At 49.1% G+C, this 23,075-nt stretch carries 24 protein-coding genes and 1 pseudogene; 22 read left to right on the top strand and 3 right to left on the bottom strand.

Going from position 1 to position 23,075, the window contains the following annotated elements; all coding sequences use genetic code 11:
- Positions 1–151: 151 nt before the first annotated feature.
- Entirely contained in the window at positions 152–1,174 is a 1,023-nt protein-coding gene (gene selD / locus C6I21_RS14720) for a selenide, water dikinase SelD (RefSeq protein ID WP_425352510.1), read from the bottom strand.
- 185 nt (positions 1,175–1,359) lie between these two features.
- Between selD and C6I21_RS14715 the strand changes: the two are divergent.
- The 12 genes and pseudogenes from C6I21_RS14715 to C6I21_RS14660 form a co-directional block, all read left to right on the top strand.
- A pseudogene (locus C6I21_RS14715) lies at positions 1,360–1,551 on the top strand (Rdx family protein); the annotation flags it as partial.
- 103 nt (positions 1,552–1,654) lie between these two features.
- Positions 1,655–3,052, top strand: coding sequence for an L-seryl-tRNA(Sec) selenium transferase (gene selA, locus C6I21_RS14710; RefSeq protein WP_245411661.1), 1,398 nt, complete (start codon positions 1,655–1,657; stop codon positions 3,050–3,052).
- 124 nt (positions 3,053–3,176) lie between these two features.
- Positions 3,177–5,900 carry an aconitate hydratase AcnA gene (gene acnA, locus C6I21_RS14705; RefSeq protein ID WP_105960241.1) on the top strand — a complete coding sequence of 908 codons (2,724 nt, stop codon included), beginning with the start codon at positions 3,177–3,179 and terminating at the stop codon, positions 5,898–5,900.
- Between the two features lie 163 nt (positions 5,901–6,063).
- Entirely contained in the window at positions 6,064–6,516 is a 453-nt protein-coding gene (locus tag C6I21_RS14700; protein ID WP_245411660.1) for a VanZ family protein, read from the top strand.
- 2 nt (positions 6,517–6,518) lie between these two features.
- The gene (locus tag C6I21_RS14695) at positions 6,519–8,786 is read left to right on the top strand and encodes an AAA family ATPase (RefSeq protein WP_105960239.1); all 2,268 of its coding nucleotides are present in this window, start codon (positions 6,519–6,521) and stop codon (positions 8,784–8,786) included.
- On the top strand, positions 8,764–9,186 hold the full coding sequence (locus tag C6I21_RS14690; protein ID WP_105960238.1) for an acyl-CoA thioesterase: 423 nt from the start codon (positions 8,764–8,766) through the stop codon (positions 9,184–9,186). The genes C6I21_RS14695 and C6I21_RS14690 overlap by 23 nt, the downstream gene beginning before the upstream one ends.
- 42 nt (positions 9,187–9,228) lie before the next feature.
- A complete protein-coding gene (locus tag C6I21_RS14685; protein WP_105960237.1) occupies positions 9,229–9,567 on the top strand; it encodes a hypothetical protein in 339 nt (112 codons plus the stop codon).
- A complete protein-coding gene (nadE, locus tag C6I21_RS14680) occupies positions 9,560–10,390 on the top strand; it encodes an ammonia-dependent NAD(+) synthetase (protein ID WP_105960236.1) in 831 nt (276 codons plus the stop codon). Before C6I21_RS14685 ends, nadE begins: the two co-directional genes overlap by 8 nt.
- Positions 10,391–10,429: 39 nt before the next feature.
- Positions 10,430–11,647, top strand: a complete 1,218-nt coding sequence (locus C6I21_RS14675) for an EAL domain-containing protein (RefSeq protein ID WP_105960235.1) — start codon at positions 10,430–10,432, stop codon at positions 11,645–11,647.
- A gap of 78 nt (positions 11,648–11,725) precedes the next feature.
- A complete protein-coding gene (locus C6I21_RS14670) occupies positions 11,726–12,877 on the top strand; it encodes an MFS transporter (RefSeq protein WP_105960234.1) in 1,152 nt (383 codons plus the stop codon).
- Positions 12,878–12,940: 63 nt separating this feature from the next.
- On the top strand, positions 12,941–13,606 hold the full coding sequence (locus C6I21_RS14665; protein WP_105960233.1) for a TVP38/TMEM64 family protein: 666 nt from the start codon (positions 12,941–12,943) through the stop codon (positions 13,604–13,606).
- Positions 13,599–14,516: a DUF2207 domain-containing protein gene (locus tag C6I21_RS14660; protein ID WP_105960232.1), complete on the top strand. Its 918-nt coding sequence runs from the start codon at positions 13,599–13,601 to the stop codon at positions 14,514–14,516. Before C6I21_RS14665 ends, C6I21_RS14660 begins: the two co-directional genes overlap by 8 nt.
- Here the strand turns inward: C6I21_RS14660 and C6I21_RS14655 are convergent.
- On the bottom strand, positions 14,494–15,237 hold the full coding sequence (locus C6I21_RS14655; protein ID WP_105960231.1) for a hypothetical protein: 744 nt from the start codon (positions 15,235–15,237) through the stop codon (positions 14,494–14,496). The genes C6I21_RS14660 and C6I21_RS14655 overlap by 23 nt on opposite strands.
- 32 nt (positions 15,238–15,269) lie before the next feature.
- Between C6I21_RS14655 and C6I21_RS14650 the strand changes: the two genes are divergently transcribed.
- Complete coding sequence (locus C6I21_RS14650; protein ID WP_105960230.1) at positions 15,270–15,767, top strand: YwpF-like family protein; 498 nt, start codon at positions 15,270–15,272, stop codon at positions 15,765–15,767.
- Between the two features lie 153 nt (positions 15,768–15,920).
- The gene (locus tag C6I21_RS14645; RefSeq protein ID WP_280953459.1) at positions 15,921–16,754 is read left to right on the top strand and encodes a peptidylprolyl isomerase; all 834 of its coding nucleotides are present in this window, start codon (positions 15,921–15,923) and stop codon (positions 16,752–16,754) included.
- Between the two features lie 139 nt (positions 16,755–16,893).
- On the opposite strand, the gene C6I21_RS14640 is transcribed toward C6I21_RS14645, so the two are convergent.
- On the bottom strand, positions 16,894–17,088 hold the full coding sequence (locus C6I21_RS14640; protein WP_105960229.1) for a hypothetical protein: 195 nt from the start codon (positions 17,086–17,088) through the stop codon (positions 16,894–16,896).
- A 231-nt stretch (positions 17,089–17,319) separates the two neighbouring features.
- On the opposite strand from C6I21_RS14640, the gene C6I21_RS14635 reads away from it, so the two are divergent.
- The 8 genes from C6I21_RS14635 to C6I21_RS14600 all read left to right on the top strand — a co-directional run bounded on the left by C6I21_RS14635 (position 17,320) and on the right by C6I21_RS14600 (position 23,022).
- On the top strand, positions 17,320–18,207 hold the full coding sequence (locus C6I21_RS14635) for a chemotaxis protein CheV (protein ID WP_105960228.1): 888 nt from the start codon (positions 17,320–17,322) through the stop codon (positions 18,205–18,207).
- A gap of 271 nt (positions 18,208–18,478) precedes the next feature.
- Entirely contained in the window at positions 18,479–18,622 is a 144-nt protein-coding gene (gene yhfH / locus C6I21_RS14630; protein WP_105960227.1) for a protein YhfH, read from the top strand.
- A gap of 216 nt (positions 18,623–18,838) precedes the next feature.
- Positions 18,839–19,507 carry an HD domain-containing protein gene (locus tag C6I21_RS14625; RefSeq protein ID WP_105960258.1) on the top strand — a complete coding sequence of 223 codons (669 nt, stop codon included), beginning with the start codon at positions 18,839–18,841 and terminating at the stop codon, positions 19,505–19,507.
- A 4-nt stretch (positions 19,508–19,511) separates the two neighbouring features.
- Positions 19,512–20,033 (top strand): type 1 glutamine amidotransferase domain-containing protein, encoded by a 522-nt coding sequence (locus C6I21_RS14620; protein WP_105960226.1) that lies wholly within the window; start codon positions 19,512–19,514, stop codon positions 20,031–20,033.
- Entirely contained in the window at positions 20,030–20,929 is a 900-nt protein-coding gene (locus tag C6I21_RS14615) for an alpha/beta hydrolase (RefSeq protein WP_105960225.1), read from the top strand. The genes C6I21_RS14620 and C6I21_RS14615 overlap by 4 nt, the downstream gene beginning before the upstream one ends.
- A 44-nt stretch (positions 20,930–20,973) precedes the next feature.
- A complete protein-coding gene (locus C6I21_RS14610; protein WP_105960224.1) occupies positions 20,974–21,660 on the top strand; it encodes a cobalamin B12-binding domain-containing protein in 687 nt (228 codons plus the stop codon).
- The gene (locus C6I21_RS14605) at positions 21,629–22,378 is read left to right on the top strand and encodes an STAS domain-containing protein (protein WP_105960223.1); all 750 of its coding nucleotides are present in this window, start codon (positions 21,629–21,631) and stop codon (positions 22,376–22,378) included. The genes C6I21_RS14610 and C6I21_RS14605 overlap by 32 nt, the downstream gene beginning before the upstream one ends.
- 35 nt (positions 22,379–22,413) lie before the next feature.
- Positions 22,414–23,022, top strand: a complete 609-nt coding sequence (locus C6I21_RS14600) for a polysaccharide deacetylase family protein (protein ID WP_105960222.1) — start codon at positions 22,414–22,416, stop codon at positions 23,020–23,022.
- The last annotated feature ends 53 nt before the right edge of the window (positions 23,023–23,075 follow it).

Below are 23,075 nucleotides of genomic sequence, written 5' to 3'. Positions count from 1 at the left end.
ATTGATCTCCGGTTTCGAAAAAGTGCTGCATTAAAGCCGTCGTAAAAAGGGACCGCAGGCAGTCTCAAACGTATAAAAATCCGGCCCGTCATCGCTGTGATGACGGGCCGGATTTATGAAGTGATATACGCAGTTACATCAAGTTCGTGCTTCAGCTGTGATTGACGTAAACGGTTTTTTCCTGTTTCTCGGAAACAGTGCCGACGATGTGGGCGCCGAATACACTGCTGTTCATCTTTTCCACATATGCTCTGGCCTGATCCTCCGGCATACTGATGAGCAGTCCGCCTGACGTGATCGAGTCGGCAATGCTGAATTTTTCATGCTCTTTCATCGATTCCGGATACACGACGTGGTCTTCCAGCCATTCGACGTTTTCTTTCGTACCGCCGGGAATGATGCCGGCCTGAGCGAGCTCATCCGTACCCGGAAGGAACGGCACTTTGTTAAAGTCGAACGTAAACGTGACGCCGCTGCCGGAAGCCATCTCATAGCCGTGGCCGATCAGACCGAAGCCTGTAACATCCGTGACAGCATTCGGAGTGAATTCCTCCAATGCTTCAGCTGCTTCCTTATTCAGGTGAGCCATCGTCTGTGACACATTGGCGATCTGTTCATCCGTTGCCTTCTGCTTCTTGATCGCTGTCGTCATAATGCCGACACCGAGAGGCTTCGTCAGAACAAGCGCATCTCCCGGCTGTGCACCGACATTTTTAAAGATCTTATCCGGATGGACGGTGCCCGTGCAGCTGAGACCGAATTTCGGCTCGGGATCATCGATCGAGTGACCACCTGCGAGAACAGCTCCGGATTCTTTTACCTTTTCAGAAGCACCCTGAAGAATTTGTGCCAGAACGTCCGGTGAGAGCTTTTTAATCGGGAAGCCGACGATATTTAAAACCGTCGTCGGTTTTCCTCCCATTGCATAGACATCGCTCAGCGCATTTGCTGCAGCAATCTGACCGAACATATACGGGTCATCCACAATCGGCGTGAAATAATCGACCGTCTGGACGAGGGCGATGTCATCTGTCAGTCTGTATACACCGGCATCGTCTGCCGTATCGATTCCGACCAGAAGGTTTTCGTTACCATTTTCTTTCGGTAGGTGACGCAGAACCTGCGCCAGGTCGCTAGGACCAATTTTGCATCCTCAACCAGCTTTTTTTGTCATGGTTGTAAGACGCTTATCAGATGAAGTTAAATCAAACATACTATTCCTCCTCTCTCTTCGTACATTTTCATTATACGCTTCTGATTGACCACTTCCAAATGATAGACTACACTAAAATGCAAAAGGAAGGAGGAGATGTAATGCATATTACGATCACCTTCTGTATGCAGTGAAGCTATGCACCACAGGCTGCGCGGTGCGCAGAAGCGTTGTTTGAGTCTTTCCGCCACGACATTCACACTTTGGAGTTAATTCCGGGAAGCGGCGGGGTATTTGATATTCAAGTGGATGAAAGCCTCGTGTATTCGAAAAAAGAAAGCGGTACGTTTCCGGATCACACAGAGCTGATCAGCAGGATACGAAACAAAGGAGGATGACTTGCATGAAATGGTTCATTATGATCGGCGGCCTTATTGCTGCAGCATTCTATACAGCAGGGCTGGCTGAAGACGAAAAGAAGCGACGGGAACTGACGGAAGGGTGATTACAGAGAAGCAGCAGCGTTCACTGCGCCTCCTTCCCGCCGTCCACGAGTTAAAAAGCACGTCTTTTTTCACTCATGCTCTGGAGTCGGCGGGATGGACGGAAGCATATACTGTGGAGATTCTGAGAACCCTCCTTGAGAACATGCGGGCTGCCATACTGGAAGGGCACCTGGTGCTTGAAACGGAGGCGGAGGCGCAGACAGAACTTGTGAAGCGTCTGGAGCATGCCTCCGTTTCCCCGTATCACCTTCAAAAAGTCATCAATGCGACAGGGACGGTGCTTCATACGAACCTCGGCCGGGCACGACTGGGAAAAAAAGCTGCTGAGCATGTATATGAAACGGCGGTAAACTATTCAAACTTGGAGTATAATCTGTCTGAAGGGAAAAGAGGATCTCGGACAGATATTCTGGAACGGCTGCTGCAGGAAGTGACGGGTGCGGAAGCGGCAGTGGCAGTAAATAACAATGCAGCTGCCGTATACTTTGTTCTAAAAGCGCTGGCTGCGGATAAAGAAGTAATCGTCTCCCGCGGCGAGCTTGTCGAAATCGGAGGTTCTTTCCGCGTTTCTTCCATCATGGAGGAGAGCGGGGCTGTCCTGGTAGAAACAGGAACGACAAACAAAACGAGAGCTTCAGACTACACCCGTCCGCTCGGACCTGATACGGCGATGGCGATGAAAGTGCACACGAGCAACTTCGCAGTCGTCGGCTTTACAGAGGAAACAGACACGCCGGAGATTAAACGGGCACTGGAAGATGAGGGACGGGAAGATGTCATCGTGTATGAGGATCTGGGCTCCGGTTCGATCTACCCTTTTGCCTCGGAAAACATCGGTTCGGAACCGCTCGTCCGAAAAGCAGTGAAGCATGCCGACCTTGTTTCTTTCAGTGGAGATAAACTGCTCGGCGGTCCTCAGGCAGGTATTATTGCCGGAAAGAAAGAATGGATCGACAAATTAAAAAAACATCAGCTGGCGAGAGTCCTCCGCCTGGATAAAATGACGCTTGCCGCACTGGAAGCGACGCTTTGGGAGTATGCCTACGGTACGCCCGAAGAAATCCCGGCCGTCCGCGATATTATAAAATCGGAAAAGGAGCTGGAACAGACAGCTCTCAAACGTGCCGGAGAAATAGCTCCGCCATTTACAGCAGCTGTGAAAAGCGCGGTGTCCAAAGTCGGCGGAGGAACGATGCCGCTCGTGGAACGCCCGACAAGCGTGCTGGAACTGCATCATCCCGGCTGCGGACCGGAAGAGATCGAAAAATACCTCCGCAGCAGCAGTCCACCTGTTATAGGGCGCATTTCCAAAGGGGAATTTCTGCTGGATATGCGGACGGTAAATGAGGAGGACTGGGCGCTTATACGGCAGGCGCTGGCACGTTTTAAATGATTTTCAACTTGCATTGAATTCGGTTTCAATTCATAATGGTGGGTGGCAGGTATACGGTTTGCCGTCCGGGATTTAGACAATTTTGACAATCCGTTATATACTACTAATGAGGAGGGAATTACATATGACAAATGAAACAGAATCTTTATTTCAATCGAAACGCTCCTTTGATGTCAATGGAGAGGCGTATAACTATTATGCACTTTCCGCACTGGAGGAAGCGGGTGTAGGAAACGTAAAAAAGCTCCCTTATTCCATCCGGGTGCTGCTGGAGTCTGTACTCCGACAGTACGATGGCCGCGTAATCAAGGAAGAGCATGTAACGAACCTGGCGAAGTGGGGATCCGATGCGGTTAAAGGAATTGACGTACCGTTTAAACCTTCCCGTGTTATTCTACAGGATTTCACCGGGGTACCTGCAGTAGTGGACCTTGCATCCCTTCGAAAGGCAATGTCCGACCTGGGCGGAGACCCGGCAGAAATCAACCCTGCTATTCCTGTGGATCTCGTCGTAGACCATTCGGTTCAGGTAGACGAATTCGGCACGCCGAACTCGCTGAGACGCAACATGGAGCTGGAATTTGAGCGTAACATGGAACGCTACAAGTTTCTGAACTGGGCACAGAAATCTCTCGATAACTACCGTGCCGTACCACCGGCAACCGGTATTGTGCACCAGGTGAATCTGGAATATCTGGCAAATGTCGTGCAGCAGTCCGAAAACGAAAACGGCGAAAAGACGGCATACCCGGATTCACTCGTAGGAACAGATTCCCATACGACAATGATCAACGGTCTCGGCGTACTCGGCTGGGGTGTCGGTGGTATCGAAGCGGAAGCAGGTATGCTGCAGCAGCCTTCCTACTTCCCTGTACCGGAAGTCATCGGTGTGAAACTGGACGGCGCGATGCCGGAAGGTGCAACAGCGACGGACCTGGCTCTCAAAGTAACCCAGGCACTTCGTGAGAAAAATGTTGTCGGTAAATTTGTTGAATTCTTCGGTCCCGGCCTCGCTGAAATGACGCTTGCCGACCGCGCAACCATTTCCAACATGGCTCCGGAATACGGTGCTACATGCGGATTTTTCCCAGTAGATGACGAAACGCTTAACTATCTCCGCTTTACCGGCAGAAGTGAAGAACTCGTCAATCTCGTAGAAACGTATACGAAGAAAAACGATATGTTCTACACACCGGGTGGAGCAGACCCTGAGTTTACGGATGTACTGCACATCGATCTTAATAAAATTCAGCCGAACCTGGCAGGGCCAAAGCGTCCACAGGATCTGATCGAACTGAAGGACATGAAGAAAGAATGGCAGGAAGCTTTGACAGCCCCTGTGAGCAATAAAGGGTTCGGACTCTCACCGGAAGAAATCGGCAAGACAGCGGAAGTTACTCATCCGAATGGGAAAAAATCGGTTCTGAAGACCGGCTCCCTGGCGATTGCGGCGATTACGAGCTGTACGAACACGTCGAACCCGCACGTTATGCTCGGTGCAGGTCTGCTGGCAAAAAATGCGGTCGAAAAAGGCCTCGACGTACCAGATTACGTGAAGACAAGCCTTGCGCCAGGTTCTAAAGTCGTAACCGGCTATCTTCAGAATGCCGGTCTGATGACGTACCTCGAGGAACTCGGCTTCAACCTCGTCGGCTACGGCTGTACGACGTGTATCGGTAACAGTGGTCCGCTTCCTGAAGAAATCGAAAAAGGAATTGCGGATGCTGATTTGACCGTATCCTCCGTACTGAGTGGTAACCGTAACTTTGAGGGACGGATCCATCCGCTTGTAAAAGCGAACTATCTTGCTTCACCGCCTCTTGTTGTTGCATACGCACTTGCAGGAACAGTGGATGTGGACTTCTACAACGAGCCGCTCGGTGTAAACAAGAACGGCGAAGAAGTTTACTTTAAGGATATCTGGCCTTCCAATGCAGAGATCCAGAAAGCGATGGAAGAAGCTGTGGATCCTAAGCTGTTCAAGCAGGAATACGCCAGAGTCTTTGATGACAACGAGGAATGGAACAAGCTTGATACGCCGGAAAGTGAACTGTACGATTTTGATGAAGATTCGACGTACATTCAGAATCCGCCATTCTTCGAAAATCTGTCTCCGGATCCGGAAGATGTGAAGCCGCTGAACAATCTTCGTGCTGTAGCTAAATTCGGAGATTCTGTTACAACAGACCACATTTCTCCGGCAGGCGCGATTGCCAAAGACAGCCCGGCAGGACGTTTCCTGATGGACAAAGGGCTGAAGCCGGCACAGTTTAACTCCTACGGTTCCCGCCGCGGAAACCACGAAGTAATGATGCGCGGAACGTTTGCAAACATCCGTATCAAGAACCAGCTTGCACCGGGTACTGAAGGCGGCTACACGACACACTGGCCGACTGGTGACACGATGGCTATTTACGATGCGTGCATGCAGTATAAAGAAGAAGATACTAGTCTTCTCGTACTGGCAGGCAAAGATTACGGCATGGGAAGTTCCCGTGACTGGGCAGCGAAGGGAACGAACCTGCTCGGTATTAAAACCGTTATCGCTGAATCGTTTGAGCGGATCCACCGCAGCAACCTTGTTCTGATGGGTGTTCTTCCGCTTCAATTCAAGGAAGGCGACAGTGCCGACTCACTTGGACTGACAGGGAAAGAGCATTTTGACGTAGAAGTAACAAACGACGTAATGCCGCGTGACGAAATCAACGTAACAGCGGTTGATAAAGAAAGCGGCAAAGAAACGACGTTTTCTGTCATCGCCCGCTTTGACAGTGAAGTGGAAATTGACTACTACCGTCACGGTGGTATTCTGCAGATGGTTCTCCGGAGCAACCTGCAGAACCAGTAAACAGGGCAGTCTGATCCACCATGGACTGTATGAATCAGCAGCCGGAGGGAGACCCCTTCCGGCTGCTTTTCTATTTCGGCAGCATGGAGGCTTTATCATCGGTGGAATACTTGCGTTCAGCAGGCAGGAACAGGATAATAGAGGGGCGGAAGGAAAGATGTTCATGAAACGAGCACCTACATATATACTGACATTTTTATTTGCCCTCTACCTGGCTGGAGTGCTTTATGTTGTCTTTTTTGCCTGGAACTACGGCAGTTCTCTCGGGGCTGGAGGCCCTGGAGGAAGAAATGTAAACCTGGAAGTATGGAAAAGCATTCATACTATTGCGGTTTATTCACCTGGAATCAGGGATCCACTGGTCATTCTCGGAGGAAATATACTCATGTTTACACCGTTTGGGTTTCTGTTGTATTTTCTGTTGAACCAGACCGGACTGCGCTCGTTTATTATCGTTTCTGCGGGTGCGTGCTGCTTTTCCGTGTTTATAGAAGTAAACCAGTACGTATTTACATACCGGGTCGCAAATATCGATGATGTGCTGCTGAATACAGCAGGAGCACTTATTGGGTGGCTGGCAGCTGCCTGTTTAAACCGGGTCATGAAAGGAAGATAAGGATGGCTGAATCACGTGCATACAAAACGGAAGAATTATTAAAACTTCCCTTCCGCCGACTCCAGGAAGCCGAACTGGAACGGGCTGTTCAGGAAAGTGACAATACTGCTTCAGCAGATCTGACTGCAGCAGCGGCAGCGGCAAGGTTTAATCGTGTAAAAACGATAGATCCGACCATTATGAGCAGGCTGGAGAACGTATTATCGGATGAATCGTCCGATTACGCCTGCCGCGCGGCGCACTATATCGCATCAGGATACGACAGGGTCCGGGCAATCAGCGGAGAAATTCCATCGATCCGGGAGACAGACAGCGCGCAGCGGAAAAAATCAAAAGTGGATACTATCATCCGCGTTGCGGCTGAAAAACGGAGCATGGCTGATATCTGGACATCTTTTATCGAGCTCCTGAATACAGCCTGTCCCCGGGAAAATGTTACGGATGAAGAAGATCCGATTTATTCACACACCGAATGGCTTCAGCTGCTCGATCAGCTGATGGAGGAGGCCGGACGCTATCAGGAGACGATCACCGGTATTTATGCCTCCAAAGAAAAGCATCAAGCGGTGCAGAAAACACTGGATAAGATAAGAGAGATCGAAGCAGTGTTGGAAAAAGATCCATCCACTCCACCTGCTTCGAATGCGCTTGAGCGTCTTGAATCCCTGACAGGACTCGAGACGCTGAAAAAGCAGATCCAGCGCTATGTGGATTACCTTACGTTCATGAAAAAGAGAGCAGAGGAAGGGTATACATCCGATGAGGCCCTGAATTTAAATATGGTGATGACAGGCAGTCCCGGTACTGGAAAAACGACCATCGCCCGCATACTTGCAGACATTTATTACGAGCTTGGTCTCCTGCCATCGGGTCATCTGGTGGAAACCGACCGCTCCCGGCTCGTAAGCGGCTATGTCGGTCAGACAGAAGAGAAGACACTTGAAGCTGTAGAACAGGCCCGGGGAGGCGTTTTATTTATCGATGAAGCTCCCTCTCTTGTCCGTTCCGGATCTGAGAATGACTATGGACAGAGCGTGATCGATACGCTGGTTTCGCAGATGACGAGTGGAGCGATGAAGCAGACAGCTGTCATCCTTGCAGGGTATGAGGAGGAAATGCATACGCTGATGGAGATGAACGCAGGGCTTCGAAGCCGTTTTCCGGATATGAATCAATTCCATCTGCCGGACTATTCGCTGGATGAACTGGTTGAAATTGCAGAAAAGGCAGCTGTCAAGCGGGATTTTGTCATCGCAGCTGATGCACTGCCGGTGCTGAAACAGCGTCTGGATCAAAGCCGGGTGGATAACTCATTCGGTAATGCCCGAACAGCGGAGCAGATTGTCGATGAGGCTGTCTTTTTCCAGGGAGCAGAGGCGGCAGGAAAAGATTCCCTTCCTACGGAGCAGATGACGATGCTGTTCCCGGATGCATTTCAAAGAGAGTCTTCTGAAACCGGCGATCCGGAGGCAGAACTCGATGCACTCATCGGTCTCGAGAGTGTGAAAAAGCAGGTCCGTGAACTCAGTGCTTTCGTTCACCTGCAGAAAAGACGGCAGAGCAGGGGGCTGCCGGAACTCCCGCTTCAGCTTCATGCCGTGTTTCTCGGTCCGCCGGGAACAGGAAAGACGACTGTTGCCGCATTGTACAGCCGCATTCTGGCAAAACTCGGACTATTGAAACGCGGGCACCTGCTTACCGTCGGCAGAGGAGACCTGGTCGCTTCCTACACCGGTCAGACAGCCGGTAAAACGAAGAAAAAAGTACGCGAAGCGCTCGGCGGCGTTTTATTTATCGATGAAGCGTATTCGTTATTGTCCGACGCCGGCACCGGCTTCGGCCGTGAAGCCGTGGACACGCTGGTGGAAGAAATGACGAAACATGGAAGTGATCTCGTTATTATAGCGGCCGGATACGATGAATCCATGCAGGCGCTCCTCCGCAGCAATCCCGGACTGTCTTCGCGGTTTAAGCACATCCTTCAGTTTCCGGACTTTACAGCCGGGGAACTTCAGCAGATATTTGAACGGGAGGCAGCGAAGTTTTCCATGAAGTTTGGAGCGGGTGCAGCAGCGTTTCTTCAGGAGCGTCTGAATGAAACAACGATCACCGGCAATGCAAGAACGATGGTTGATCTATTTGAACGGACGATGCAGAAACAGGCTGCGCGGCTTTTTGACGATGAAACAGCAGATATTACCTGTATTGAACAGATAGATATTCAGCAGGCTTGGGAGGAATTACAGGATGGAGGTAACCGTTCCAATTGATGTACGCTATGCAGAGACAGATCAGATGGGTGTCGTCTACCACGCCAACTACCTGATATGGTGTGAAATCGGCCGAACGAAGCTGATGGAGAAAATGGGGGTTCCTTATAAAGAGATGGAATCGTCCGGTGTGATGGCGCCGGTAACAAACGTAACGATGAATTACCACGCTCCGGCTCTTTACGGCAGACCGGTGCAGATCACTACCTGGGTTGAAGACTACAGCGGAGTCCGCGTCACCTATGGCTACCGTGTGGAGCTTGATGAGGAGACCGTCTGTCTTACTGGAACCAGTGAACATGTGCTTGTCGAGAAAGATTCTTTCCGCCCGCTTGCAATGAAACGCCGTTTTCCCGAATGGCACAAAGTGTATGAGCAGTGTGTACGCATTTCACAATAAATGGATTCATGATATGATGAACCGTATCAGGATGTGAGTATCATGGCTTTTGGAGTAACAAGGAAGGAAATATACCGCTGGCGCAGAGAAGCAGAGTCAGGCACTGTGGCGTTTTTGACCCACTTCTGGCTCGACGACCGGTTTCCGGAATGTATTACGGTGACCAAAGCAGCGTGTACGTCGCGGGATAAACTGATCCATTGGGGGAAAGAATACGGTCTTCGGCCGGAATGGATACATGAAGACGGAAATATTCCGCACTTCGACCTCCTCGGAGAGAAAGAGGAGGCTGTTCTGCTCGCTGAAGGCTGTGCGGAAAAATTATATGAGCTCCGGGAGCGGAGCAGACGATCGAACAGAAAGGATGAACCACATGCATAAACTCCAGACAGAAATTCAGACCGCTCTTGAAGTAAAAACGGAGATCGATCCGGCTGCGGAGCTGAGAAACCGTCTGAACTTTGTAAAGGCGTATGTAAAAAAAGCCGGTATGAAAGGGTATGTTCTCGGTATTTCCGGTGGACAGGATTCCACGCTGCTCGGAAAGATTCTGCAGCTTGCGATGGATGAGCTGAATGAAGAAGAAAAAGGAGCTGACTATCAGTTTACCGCTGTCCGGCTTCCTTACGGAGAACAGCAGGATGAAGAGGATGCTCAGCTTGCACTGGATTACATTCAGCCGACCCGGGTGCTCGCGGTGAATATTCAGCCGGCTGTCGACGCGTCAAAAGCTGCTGTTGAGGAAGCAAGCGGCACAGAATTCAGCGACTTTCTGCTTGGAAATACGAAAGCGAGAGAACGAATGAAAGTACAGTATGATCTCGGTGCCCACTATCAGTCACTTGTAGCCGGGACAGACCACGCTGCAGAAGCAGTAACCGGATTTTATACAAAATTCGGGGACGGGGCCTGCGACGTCGCTCCGTTGTTTGGACTGACAAAATCTCAGGGCAAAATGCTTCTCGATTACCTTGATGCTCCTGCTGTATTTTCTGAAAAAGCACCTACTGCAGATCTGGAATCCGATCGGCCGATGCTTTCTGACGAAGAAGCGCTCGGCGTCACCTATGCTGAAATTGATGCTTACCTTCAGGGTGCAAAAGTGAGCAGAGAAGCATCGGAACGTATTGAGCAGCTCTACCGTACGAGCGGACATAAGCGGCAGCTGCCGGTAACACCGTTTGATTACTGGTGGCAGGATTAACCGGATGACGAGAAACCGTCGGGAGGAGGCATCTGTCTAATGGAAGAACTGGATATTATCGATCATCTGGATGAGATCGTTCCCTATCTGCAGCCGGTTATTAATGCAGACCGGTACCGGACTGTAGGCTATGAAGTGCTCGGGTACTGGAAACGGCCGGAGGAAACCATTCCGCTCCGTTCCTTTTTTCACGACAATGCTATTCCCGGAGATTATAAATGGGAAGTCGATAAACACCTTTACCGAACGGCTGTGGAGAAAGTACTGCAGCAGTCGAATGAAGCACTGCTCTTTTTCAATATCCACCCGAGTGTCCACGGTGAGCTTGATGCCGTCGAGGAATTAATGGAGCTGTTTCAGGAGTTTGAAGAGAAAGGATTCCCGCCTTCACGCGCTGTTTTTGAAATTACCGTGGATGGCCTGGAGTATGAGCTTGACGAACTCAGCCATGTCCTTTTATACATGAAAGCAAGCGGGTTTCAGGTAGTGCTCGATGATGTCAGTATTAACGACACCCATCTGGATCAGTTTTCGAAATTGGAGCCGTCGATCATTAAAGTGGATGTGTCCGACCTGAAAAGCTCCAGCTCCTATTATACGTACAGCGAAATTCTCGACACGCTTGCTTTTTTTTCCAGAAAGCTTGGCTCCACTCTCCATTTCAAAGGAATTGAAGATCAGCACCAGCTGCAGGTAGCCTGGAAATACGGCGGGCGTTATTTTCAGGGGAATTTTTTAGCGTCAGCACAGGAAAATCCTTTTTCCGAAGGGCCGGATGTGCAGAAAATTCGTAATGACGTACATTCCTTTATCGATCATCACCACCGGCAGCTTTCGGAACAGATGTCGTTCCTCGATTATATGGACCGGTGTATTCACCGGGAATGGAAAGATCATTCGTGGAAATCCTATAACCAGTTCCTGTCCGGACTGGCAGTAACGCTTGAAAAAGAAGCGTACCGGATGTATATCTGTGATCAATACGGATATCAGGTGACTTCGAACTGGACGAAAACTTCGGGACAGGCATGGATCGAGGAAGAGGATGCCATGGGGAAGAACTGGAGCTGGCGCGTTTATTTTCTGGATCATGTAGTGGAAATGCAGTTCAATAAAAATGGCAAACTCTCCGATAAATACCGGGATATCGAATCAAATGATATTCTGCGGACTTATTCCTACCCGCTTGAAGAGGGAAGGTATTTGTTTATCGATATTGACCCTGTCTATCTTTATGAAAGAAACTGGGTCGTCTAATAAGGTGACGGCACCTCTGGAACCTGAGTACCGCGGTTTCCAGAGGTTTGTTGTGTCACGGTGGAAAGGAAGGGTGTCATGCGCCCATCAATCTGGAAGCTGAAAGGCATGCTTTTTTTCTTTCATGCTTCGATGACAATTATGATCAGCTATCTGCCGATCTATTTTCAATACCTCGGTCTGACAGGCGGGGAAATCGGCATTCTTCTTGCTGTCGGCCCTGCCGCTTCGATTGCAGCTCAGCCATTCTGGGGATTCATGAGTGACAAGTGGAAGACGGTAAAGAAGATTCTAGTTCTCTGCTTAACCGGTGCACTGGCAGTTGGTTTTGTATTATTTCAAATGGAGCATTTTTTCTTTATTCTACTTGCGCTCTTTTTCTTTTTCTCCTTTTTGTCGCCCGGGGGTGGTCTCGGTGACAGTCTTGCACAGAAGACAGCGGCCGAGCGGAGTATCTCCTTCGGGAGTATCCGGATGTGGGGGTCACTTGGTTTTGGTTCGGCTTCCCTGCTCGGGGGGTACATACTGGACTGGATCGGCATTCAGCATATTTACGCAGTGTTCGCGGTATTTCTGGCGACAGCGGTTGTGTTTGCCGCACTTGCGCCGGACAGCAGGCCGTCAAAGAATCCAGTGCACTTATCCGGCGCACTCGCTTTATTAAAGGAGAAGAAGCTGCTTCTATTTCTTCTGTGTGTCGTTATGGTCAGTTTAACTCATCGGATGAACGACTCGTTTATCGGTCTTTATATCGTGGAGCTTGGCGGTTCAGAATCGCTGATCGGCGCCGCCTGGTTTATCGGTGTTTTTACCGAAGCACTCGTCTTCGCTACGAGTATATACTGGGCCGGACGGTTTCATCCGCTGACGTTTATCTCCGCGGCTGCTTTTTTGTATGTAATCCGCTGGGCGCTGTTCAGTGCAGCAGACGGACCGGGATTTCTATTATTCGTACAGGTAACACATGGCCTCGCATTCGGAATATTTTATTTAACAGCTTTCCAATTTGTGAGCCGTCTCGTGCCGAAAGAATTGGAATCAACCGGACACCTTCTGTTTATATCTGTATTTTTCGGCATATCTGGTATGACGGGAGCTGCCTTCGGAGGATTTTTCATTGACTTGTTCAATGTCCGGAATTTGTATTTCCTGATGACAGCCATCGCATGTCTCGGGTTTGCAGGATCGCTCGTTTACAGAAGAATGTATATAAATGGAGAAAAGGCGTAAGCGTTCTCAATGGAATGCTGACGTAGTATACTGAATACATGAAGGGGAGAGGGGGATACAGCCGTGTGGTGGAAAGCCCTCCTTATACTGGCGGCGGCAGCGGGTGTGTTCTTCCTCTATCAGGATGAAATAATGCTGATGAGACAGGAGGATCCGGCAGTGGTTCTCCGCAGCCTGCCCCAGGATAGGCGTATTTATTGGATTTCAATTCCGTTGTTTTTATTTCAAAACATTATTACTATTTTCCCGGTGCTTATACTCATCGTGCTGCACCTGCTCATTCTTCCTCCGTTTGAAGCGCTTCTCACTGCTTCACTGGCAGCCTCAGCCGGTGCATGGCTCTGTTTCAAAATGGTGCGGCTGTTCGGGGAGGGATGGCTCCGGTCCTGGTGGACGAGTTCCGATAACAAGCGGCGCCGTCGGCTTATGGGATGGATGGAACGGTACGGAATGGCAGCTGTTATTGCTGCACGAAGTATTCCGGTACTTCCCGGAAGTTTGATTTCTGCAGCCGCTGCAGCAGTCCCGATGTCGGAAAAAACGTACGTTGCAGGTTCTTCCGTCGGCACTATTTCCATGGTTTTGTTTTTTTCGATTATTTCCATGCCGGTATGGTATCCAGATGGATCGGCGATGTGGATCTGGCTCGTTCTTTATGGACTGTTCCTTGCTGTGGTTCTGTTTGCTGCATGGAAAATAGGAGGAAGGGGTGTGAATTACGATGCTTAACATGATAATCGGGGTTGTCCTTGCTGCTGTCATCTGGCTGTTGATATCTTTATGGTTATTCCATCGGCGTCCGGCGGAAGCACAGTCTTCCATCCGTGTTTCGCCGGCAGTATGCGGCAGTCTGGCAGGGAGAACGATGTCCGCCTCCCAGATGACGGCTGTTTTTATGTATATGCTGGACATGGGGTGGATCAGACGTGTGCCGCTTCAAACCGGCGCCGAGTACCGGAAAGCTTCAGCAGTGCCGCCGCTGTACCCGCATGAAGCGTATTATTTAAACTGGCTTACGGAAAAAATCGGGCGGAATGGATCGTTTACGCTGGAGGACATAGAGGATGCCAATGCTTCAGCAGGTGCCAGATCCATACATGCTGACCGGACGCTTGAGTGGGATCGTATCGTTCGGCAGGATCTTGAGAGGATGGGGCTGAGAAAACGAAGCCGCCGTTTTGTGACGGCAGCAGTTACCATTGCTGCTCTCTTTACGGGAGCAGGACCTTTCTTTCTGTTTACAGCACCGGCAGGAGCACTCATTCTTTGGGGTGGAGTTGCCATTCTATTCACTGGGAGTTTCTTTTTCACTAAAATCAGCAGCGAAGGCATGCTGCTAAAAAATCAGCTTCTTTCAGAAAGCCGGGAGCTTCTAGAGAAACCGGAGGAAATGTTCACGCTGGAAGACCGCATGACTGCTGCAAGCCTCGGTATCGACAGAGCGGTCCACCCTGCCGGAAGGTTCTTCCAGGAAAGACCTTCCTTTCAGGGAACGATGCCGGTCTATGCTCCGCCGCTGGCTGCAGCTGGTGCAGGCGCAGGTGCCTCAGAGCTTTCCAGGCTGGAACAGGCCTTTATCCAGGCAGAAACAGATACGCTGTGGGCTGCAGACAGCATCAGCGGCGACAGCGCAGAGTAGCAGCATATCTTGCGGCAAAACGTTTTACGGTCCAGGCATGCAGGATAGACTGGGTCCACTTATATAGACGGAACGGCAGACGTGGACGGTAATGCGTCAGCCCTGCATAATAAAGTTCCGGATATATAGTTGATTTAATAAACCAGAATTTGCCGCGGCTGCGCTTTTCTTTCGACGTTAATATACCACCGGTTACGGCCCAGCAGGACAGAGAAGCCGGAAGATTTTTTTCTTCTTTCAATTCGATCAGCGGCAGACCGAGAAGGGTAATTGTCACTGTCGTTTTTGAACGTTTCGTCTGAATAAGTCCTTTAGAAAACAGCGTGAGAAACGAGAAATAGCTGCGGGCCGTTTTATGAATATCAGGTCCGGATCCGGCGAGCCATGTCTGTACAGATGTGACGCAGCCTGAAGACATCGTCTGCGTACTGTCTGATGCCGTCATCATCTGAAATTCACACTGACATGCATCGGCCCACACTGTCAGCAGTTCATAAAGAAACGCATCTCTGGCAGAAAGGGTTCCCTGCTGAACTTCATCAGACGTGGATCCCGGAATGACAAGCGTCACTCTGGTATACTTGGTGAACAAGTGCTCAAGAGAAGCGGGGGTCAGACGGACACAATCTGCTGACGCTGATGCATGGATGCGGAAGCAGTCTCTGCCCTCTGCATTCCTGGGTACCGCCTGCGTCGTATATAGTAAAGCTTCTTTCTGCATAATAAATCCCCCTTACAGGAAAGGATGAGTTGATGAAAACATTCCGCCTCTGCTCCATGACGATTTTATTTGATGAAGCGCCGGAGGAAGAAGAAGAAATCCGAGGACGCCGGATTCCGCTCGTTGATGGATTGATCATAAACAAAGAAGAAGCGGATAAAAACTGGCTTCTTGAAGCCGTCGTTGAACCGGACTGGCTTTCCTTTTTCACTGATTATAAAGAAACCAGTCAGCCGCTCATGGCGGAAGTGACCATCACCAAACCGACAAATGATCCTGCGACACTTTTCTGCGAAGTGCGCCGGGTGCATGAACTTGATGCTCACGTATCGGTTCATCTGGAAGGCCGGATTGTGGCCAAGAAAGAAGATTTATCTGATATGCTTCTCCGTAAACTTCTGGATGAAGGTTATGAAGGCGAATCGCTGTATGATGAATTTCGGCGCAGGAAACAGGAGCGCGGCCGGGCCATTCAGAGTATACTTACAAATGCATATGAAGCGGCTAAAGAAGAGGACCGCTCTCAATAATAGACGCATTTTTTCGAAAGGCAGTTACACGGCCTTTCTTTTTTTTGTGTCTATATTATGTCCAAACAGCTACAATGGTGAAAGCGGCAGAACAAACGATTGCCTGAATTGACAGGTTCCAGTAAAATAGACTGCTGAAGGAGTGAATCAGCCATGAAGAAAATGACAGCCGGAGCAGCACTGCTCCTGTTTACAGCTGCCTGCAGTTCTACAGAAGACAGCACGAACGACAATGCACAGAATAGCGAAGCAGAGGAAGAATCTGCTGAAGCAGAAGAAAATACCGGTTCCGAAGAGAACAACAGTGGGGAAGAGGAAAACGCCGGTTCTGAAGAAGCCAATGATGAGGAAAATAGTTCGGAAGAGGAGCAGCCGGAAGAAATTTCTGTTGATTTTTATCCGCAGATGGAAGGAGATCCGGAAGATTATCCAAGAGCGGCAATGGAAACGTCTGAGGGCACGATGGAGATGATGTTTTTCCCGGAACAGGCCCCTCTTGCCGTAGAAAATTTCTTCACTCTGGCAGAGGAAGGCTATTACGACGGGGTGCCGTTCCACCGTATCATTGATAATTTTATGATTCAGGGCGGTGATCCAACAGCTACCGGCACTGGTGGTGAGAGCGCATTCGGAGAGCCGTTCGAAGATGAATTTGATCCGTCGCTTGCCCACTTCCGCGGAGCTTTAGCAATGGCTAACAGCGGTCCTGCTACAAATGGCAGCCAGTTCTTTATCGTCGATGCAGATGCGTCGCAGCTGAGTGAGGAAATGTTTGAAGGAAGCGGGTTTCCTGAGTCCACGGTTTCCTATTACCTGGAAGAGGGGGGAACCCCGCACCTCGACTTCCGTCATACCGTATTCGGCTATGTGTATGAAGGCATGGATGTCGTCGACAGCTTATCTTCTGTAGAAACAAATGGAGCAGATAAGCCGATTGAAGATGTCGTTATTGAAAGCATTGAAATAATCGAAGCGCCGGAAAGTTGACCGGACGTACAAAGGAAAAAGATGATCCACAGGCTTTATGTGTGTCCTCTGCTCGTGGGGGACTTGACACTTATAAAAAAATCACACAAAAAAACCTCCGTCCGGACTCGGATGGAGGTTCTTCTATGTACGCGCCGGCTCAGCTTGCGTTGTCACGTACCATGTAAAAAATAAATAAAAAAAGTACGCCTACTGCCAGAATGGTAAAAATGATTTCTGTAAAAGCACCTCCGCCTTCACCTTCTCCATCGCCGGATGCGGCCAAAGCTGGAACTGCTGTAGTCATTACTGCCATTATGGAGAGAAAAAGTGCGCTCGTCCATCTGTTCAACATATCTGCTACCTCCCTGCTGAAAATAAACCTGTCAGATTATATTATAGAATGGATGCACCCTCCTTTGCAAACAGATTCTTGAAAACTTCCTTCACGCCGCCCTGCTGTGCCGGTGAGCAGACGGAAGTGTTTTATTTAAAAATCGAATTTAATCCATATTCCAGGACGCGGATAGTTATTTAATATGATATAATTCATAGTACATAAGAATTAAATAAAGGAGACTGCTGTATGAATAACCAAGGTATTCTGCTGGAGAGCGGCACGAATGAGCTGGAAATAATTTTATTTTCTGTAGGTAGCGGGCTTTATGGGATTAATGTCATGAAAGTAAGAGAAATCATTCAGCCTTCAGAAGTAACTGCTGTACCACATGCCCACCAAAATATAGATGGAATGATCCGCCTTCGGGAGGAAATTATTCCAGTGATCAATTTGTCAAAAGTTATCGGAACGCCGGTATCGGAAAATACAAATGAGAAAATGATTGTAGCTGAACTAAATCAACGTAAAATGGCTTTTCGTGTGGACAGCGTTTCGCGTATCCACCGCATTTCCTGGGAACAGATAGAAAAGCCGCAGGAGACAGGAAGCGGGATGCAGAATATAACGACCGGTATTGTCAAAATGGAGCACGCGATGGTCCTGCTTCTTGACTATGAGAAAATTGTTTATGATGCAATGCCGGAGGCTGATTTCTTCAAATCAAACGCAAAAGCCGGGGAAAAGCCTGAGCGGTCCGAAAAAAAACTTCTGATTGCAGAAGATTCACCGACACTTCGTTCGCTTTTGGAAAACACGCTCAGAGACGCCGGGTATACAGACCTTCTATTAACCGAAGACGGCCGTGAAGCATTCGACGTTCTGGAAAACAGTTCTCACGTGGATCTGGTTATTACAGATATTGAAATGCCTGGAATGGACGGACATCATTTAACAAAGAAAATTAAAGAACACAGTGAGTACCGCGCACTTCCGGTATGTATATTCTCTTCCTTGATTACTGGAGACCTCCGCCATAAAGGAGACAGGGTCGGTGCTGATGCACAGATCAGTAAACCGGAAATCAATACGCTCGTTTCAGAGCTTGACCGCCTTCTTCTTCATCCCGTTTCTTAAATCCAATCAAACTGCCGGCTGAATCTGCCGGCAGTTTTTTCATTTTTACTTTTTTACATATTCTTCTGTGTACCTCCTGTAGCACAATCTGTTATATATAAGTGCCTCCTGATACAGAGGGTTTTTCCTTCTGTATTATAAAAATGACCGATATAATAGGCATAGATAAGTGCTGTAGTAGAAGAAATGCGGAAAAGTTGTTCTAATAAAGTGTTGATTTATTCAAACTGTTATAATACAATTTAATTATACTAAATCAGGAGGGATTCCAATGATGATGTCCAGCGTAGAGTTTTTCCGTAGTCTTCCCCCAAAGCAGTGCACGAAATGCGGTAATGTTCTTAACGAAATGCATGAAAGTTACGTTCAGCAGTGTGAAGAATGTTCCGAAGAACTCGTTACAGCCCGTAAATAATCGGGTTTACGCCCTTATTTTCCTTTTTTATGAAAGGAAGACCATCAAAGGAGTCAAATCAGTTCGACAGAGCCGGCCGGGTAAATGGGCCGGCTTTTGTATGGTCTGCAGTTCGAACATGCCGGCAGAAGGCGCTGCATAAACGAAAAGGCATGTTTCTACCGCTTTACGGATGACGGGCACTCCGCTAAAATATACGGCGGAAGGTGTGATGGAATGAACCTGATACAGAAGGCGGAACAGAAAGCTATTTATTTTTTTGAACATGATGCAACAGGACATGACTGGCAGCATACGAAAAGGGTAACGGATACGGCGGTTTTTCTGGCGGAAACAGAAGGAGCGGATACGGAACTCTGCCGTATCGCAGCGCTTCTTCATGATGTAGCAGATGATAAATTTCATGATCAGGATGGCGATGGGCTGAATTATGTTCAACGCTGGCTGAAAGAAAACGACTGTCCGGAAAAGATGCAGAAAGATATTCTCAGCATTATTAATACGGTCAGTTTTAAAGGCGGTCATAATAAAACTCCTGAATCTCTGGAGGCGGAGATAGTGCAGGATGCTGACAGGCTTGATGCTATTGGTGCCATTGGCACTGCCAGGTGTTTCATGTTTGCAGGAGCGTTTAATGAAGCGATGCACGATCCGGATATTCTGCCGAAAACGTATGGGTCATCCAAAGCGTATCGTGAGGAAAAAAGTACTGCTGTGAATCATTTTTATGAAAAACTGCTGACGATTAAAGAGACGCTTCACACGCCGGCAGCCCGAACCATAGGTGAAGAGCGGCACATGTTCATGAAACGGTTTTTAGAAACGTTTTTAGGGGAATGGGAAGGAACGGCGTTTAATAAAGAAAATAGTACACCAAAAGGGTGATTGTATGCTTTTAAAAGGAAAAAAAGTACTGACTGTAGTAGAGCACGATTTTGAAGACTCCGAACTTATTTACCCGCACTACCGGCTCCAGGAGGCTGGAGCGGTGGCTCATATAGCGGGGAAAGAGGCAGATGCGGTTTATACAGGTAAATACGGTGTGCCGGTGACAACGGATTTTTCCTTCTCGCAGATACAAATCAGCGAATATGATGCGCTCCTCGTTCCCGGCGGATGGGCTCCGGATAAATTGAGACGTTATGATGAAGTGCTGGAAATGGTTCAGTTTATGAACAGCCGTGAACGGATTATCGGCCAGATCTGCCATGCGGGCTGGGTTCTGATCTCCGCTGATATCTTAAGAGGCAGAACGGTAACAAGCACGCCGGGCATTAAGCACGATATGATGAACGCCGGCAGCGAATGGGTTAATAAAGAAGTTGTGAGGGACGGGCACCTGATTTCCAGCAGAAGACCTCCGGATCTTCCTGCATATGGAAGGTCGCTCGTGGAAGCTTTGTCGACATGACGAAGAAGGTGAAGCTGTCGGATCATTTTATGAAATCGTACGACAAGCTTTACGGCCTGAACGGATCAGTAAGAGAATCGTATATTCTCTCTGAAGGCCCACTGTCCGTTTTTACTCAAAGATTTGGAAGCGCTGATCCAGAGAGGACAGTGCTTCTTCTTCATGGGTATCTGGACCACAGCGGCGGCCTCAGCAGATTGATCCGTTTTTTCCTGAAGCATGATTGGAATGTGCTTACGCTGGACCTTCCGGGACATGGATTTTCTGCGTCTGTAAGCCCTCCTTTTACAGCGTATGAGCAGGCGGCAGCGCTCGTTTGGAATTTTTGGTCGGATAAAAACTATACTATTCAGCACGCGCTCGGCCACAGCACAGGAGCTGCCGTTTTATTCCAGGCATGTATGCAGAAATCGATCGATCCACAGTCTCTTATACTTGCTGCACCGCTGTACATACCGAAAAATTGGCCGCTTCTAAAAGTGCCTTCGAAAGCTGCTGCGAATTATCCGCATTCCATCAAAAGGACATTCAGGGCAAATTCTCATAACCGTGAATACCTGGCGTTCCAGCGCAGAGATCCGCTGCAGATGAAAACACTGCATACAGAGTGGACGCTGGATCTAAGCAGGTGGATCGAAAAACTGGAGGCTGCGGAAAAGGTGACGGTGCCTGCGGTGGGCCTGTTTGCCGGAAAGGACAAAACAATTGATGGAGAAGCTTCCCGCAGGTTTTATCATCAAAAGCTCCAGCAGTTTGACCCGGTTTATCTCCCTGATGCCGGCCATCAGATATTCAATGAAACACCGGGGATTCACCTGGCTGTGGAGCAGATTCTTCACTGCTGGCTGCACGGTAGAAACACCGGCCGGCATATGGTAGAATATACGGAAGTCTGATACGTGTCAGGCAATTTGATATAAATTGAAGGGATGAACCCTTTATGAATATTTCGGTGAACGCCTTCACAGAGCAGCTGCTTCGCGGGGATCACGGAATGGCTCTTGCCATTGTGAAGAAATGGCGGGAGAGCCGTCCGCGCCTTGAGCTGTACCGGGACTTATTAACACCGGCCATGTATGAAATCGGTCTCCGCTGGCAGATGGGAGATATCACGGTAGCAGAAGAACATCTCGCGACCGGCGTCTGTGATTTTGTATTATCTCAGACAGAATATGAACTGATCAGTCAGTCTAAATCGATTGACGGCACGCCGAAAGCACTCTTTTTCACGGTGGAAAAAGAAAACCATTTTCTTGGATTGAAAATGGTTTCGATTTTATTCCGTGAGAAAAACTGGAACGTAAAGTTTATGCAGTCCGACCTGCCTTCAGAGGAAGTCATGAAGGAAATACGCAGGTGGAAACCGGATGTTGTCGGACTTTCTTTTTCACTGAGTTACAGAGTGGAGGAGCTTACAACGTTTCTTAGAGAATGCAGTGAAGCGAATCCGGAGATGGAAGTCCTCGTCGGCGGAAGACTGGTTTCGCAGTATGATTTTTCGGCAGTAGGACAGCTGAGTACATCGTTTGTCCGCTCTATCGACGGGGCAGCAGAGTGGCTCAGCGAATATGACAATGGCAGGCGGGATGAAGTTAATGGAAAATCTGGTACCACTTCCATTCTTTAAATTAGACAGCTCCATGGAAATTCTCGAGCGTTCGGAGGAAGCGGCAGCACTTTTCGGCCGGGAAGCCGATTTTTTAACACTGGTGGATGCCGGAAGCAGAAGAAAAGCGGATCAGCTCCTTAAAACGGAACCTTCCGTGCGCGGAGCAGAATTGAATATGATTTCAGGTGGCGGCGAAGTTCTTCTCTGCAGTGTCTACTTTTCCTGGCACCAGGCAGAATGCGCCTGTGCTCTCGTACCCGTTTCGGACAGTTACGCGAATGTATCGAGTCAGCTGACAGGGATTCAGGCACGCCTGAATGAAACGAATTTTGAGCTGTTTGAGAAAACAGAGGAGCTGGAAAGGGTGCTGTACAGAGCGAACAAATTTTCTGGTCCCTTTATCGACATCACATCTACGCTCGGCCTGATACCGCTTTTCGGCGATCTCAGCCCCGTGAAACTGGCTGCTATTCAGGAAAATGTGATAAAGCGGACGTATGCAGCGCAGCCTGACCGCATTCTTCTTGATTTCACAGGTGTAGGTACGATTGAATCGGAGACGGTTCCGGTGCTCTGCAGCCTGATCCATACGTTTAAGCAGATGGGCATCGATATCGTTCTGATCGGGCTGCGCCCTTCGCATGCAAGAGCACTCGCGCCGCATAAGCGGGAGCTGAAAGTCGAAGTGAAGCATTCTGCCAAGCGTGTTATAGAAGAATGGATTCTGTCTAAATAGGAGGGGTCGTCATGAAGCACCGTTCACCCTGAGCAGTGACAGATCACGTGCAGGTTCACTTTCAAGGGAGTAATATTCTTTCCAGAGGGCCGGATAGGAAAACTGTCTATATTACGTTCGATGACGGTCCGGGAAAGTATACGGATGCCATTCTGAATATTTTATCCAGGCACGGAGCGGAAGCGACCTTTTTCTGGAATACGAGCCGTCTTTATGACGGGCGGCCCTGGAAGAGACTGCTTCAGGAAGGCCACGCGCTCGGTACTCATGCTCATAAGCATGTAAATCTGGAGACCGCCTCCTGGGAGGAAAAGGTATACCAGCTGGATACAAGTATCCGCCTTATGGAAGACATCACCGGTATTCGTCCGGATCTTTTCCGTCCTCCCTATGGAAGGTATAATGATGAACTTACTGCACTTGCAGGCGCGTGCCGTCTGCAGACGGTTTTATGGAATACAACGTCGTTTGACTGGGAGCTGAAGCATGATCCGCAGCAGATTGCAGTGAATTCGTTAACGGCTGCCGGCGGAGACATTCTCCTTCTGCATGAGCTTCCCCAGACAGTAGAGGTGCTCGACGACATTGTTACAGAATTAAAAGAGAAGGGGTACGCCCTGAAAGCACTTCCGGGCAGTTCATAAACTGTCCGTTACAACTGTCCTTTTTGCAGCCGCTCTGCCACATTGATTCTCAC

This window comes from Alkalicoccus urumqiensis (assembly GCF_002993335.1).
In the GTDB taxonomy this organism is placed as follows: Bacteria; Bacillota; Bacilli; order Bacillales; family Salisediminibacteriaceae; genus Alkalicoccus; species Alkalicoccus urumqiensis.
Note: the sequence above shows the minus strand (reverse complement) of the source record. Positions and strands in the feature narration are given on the sequence as shown.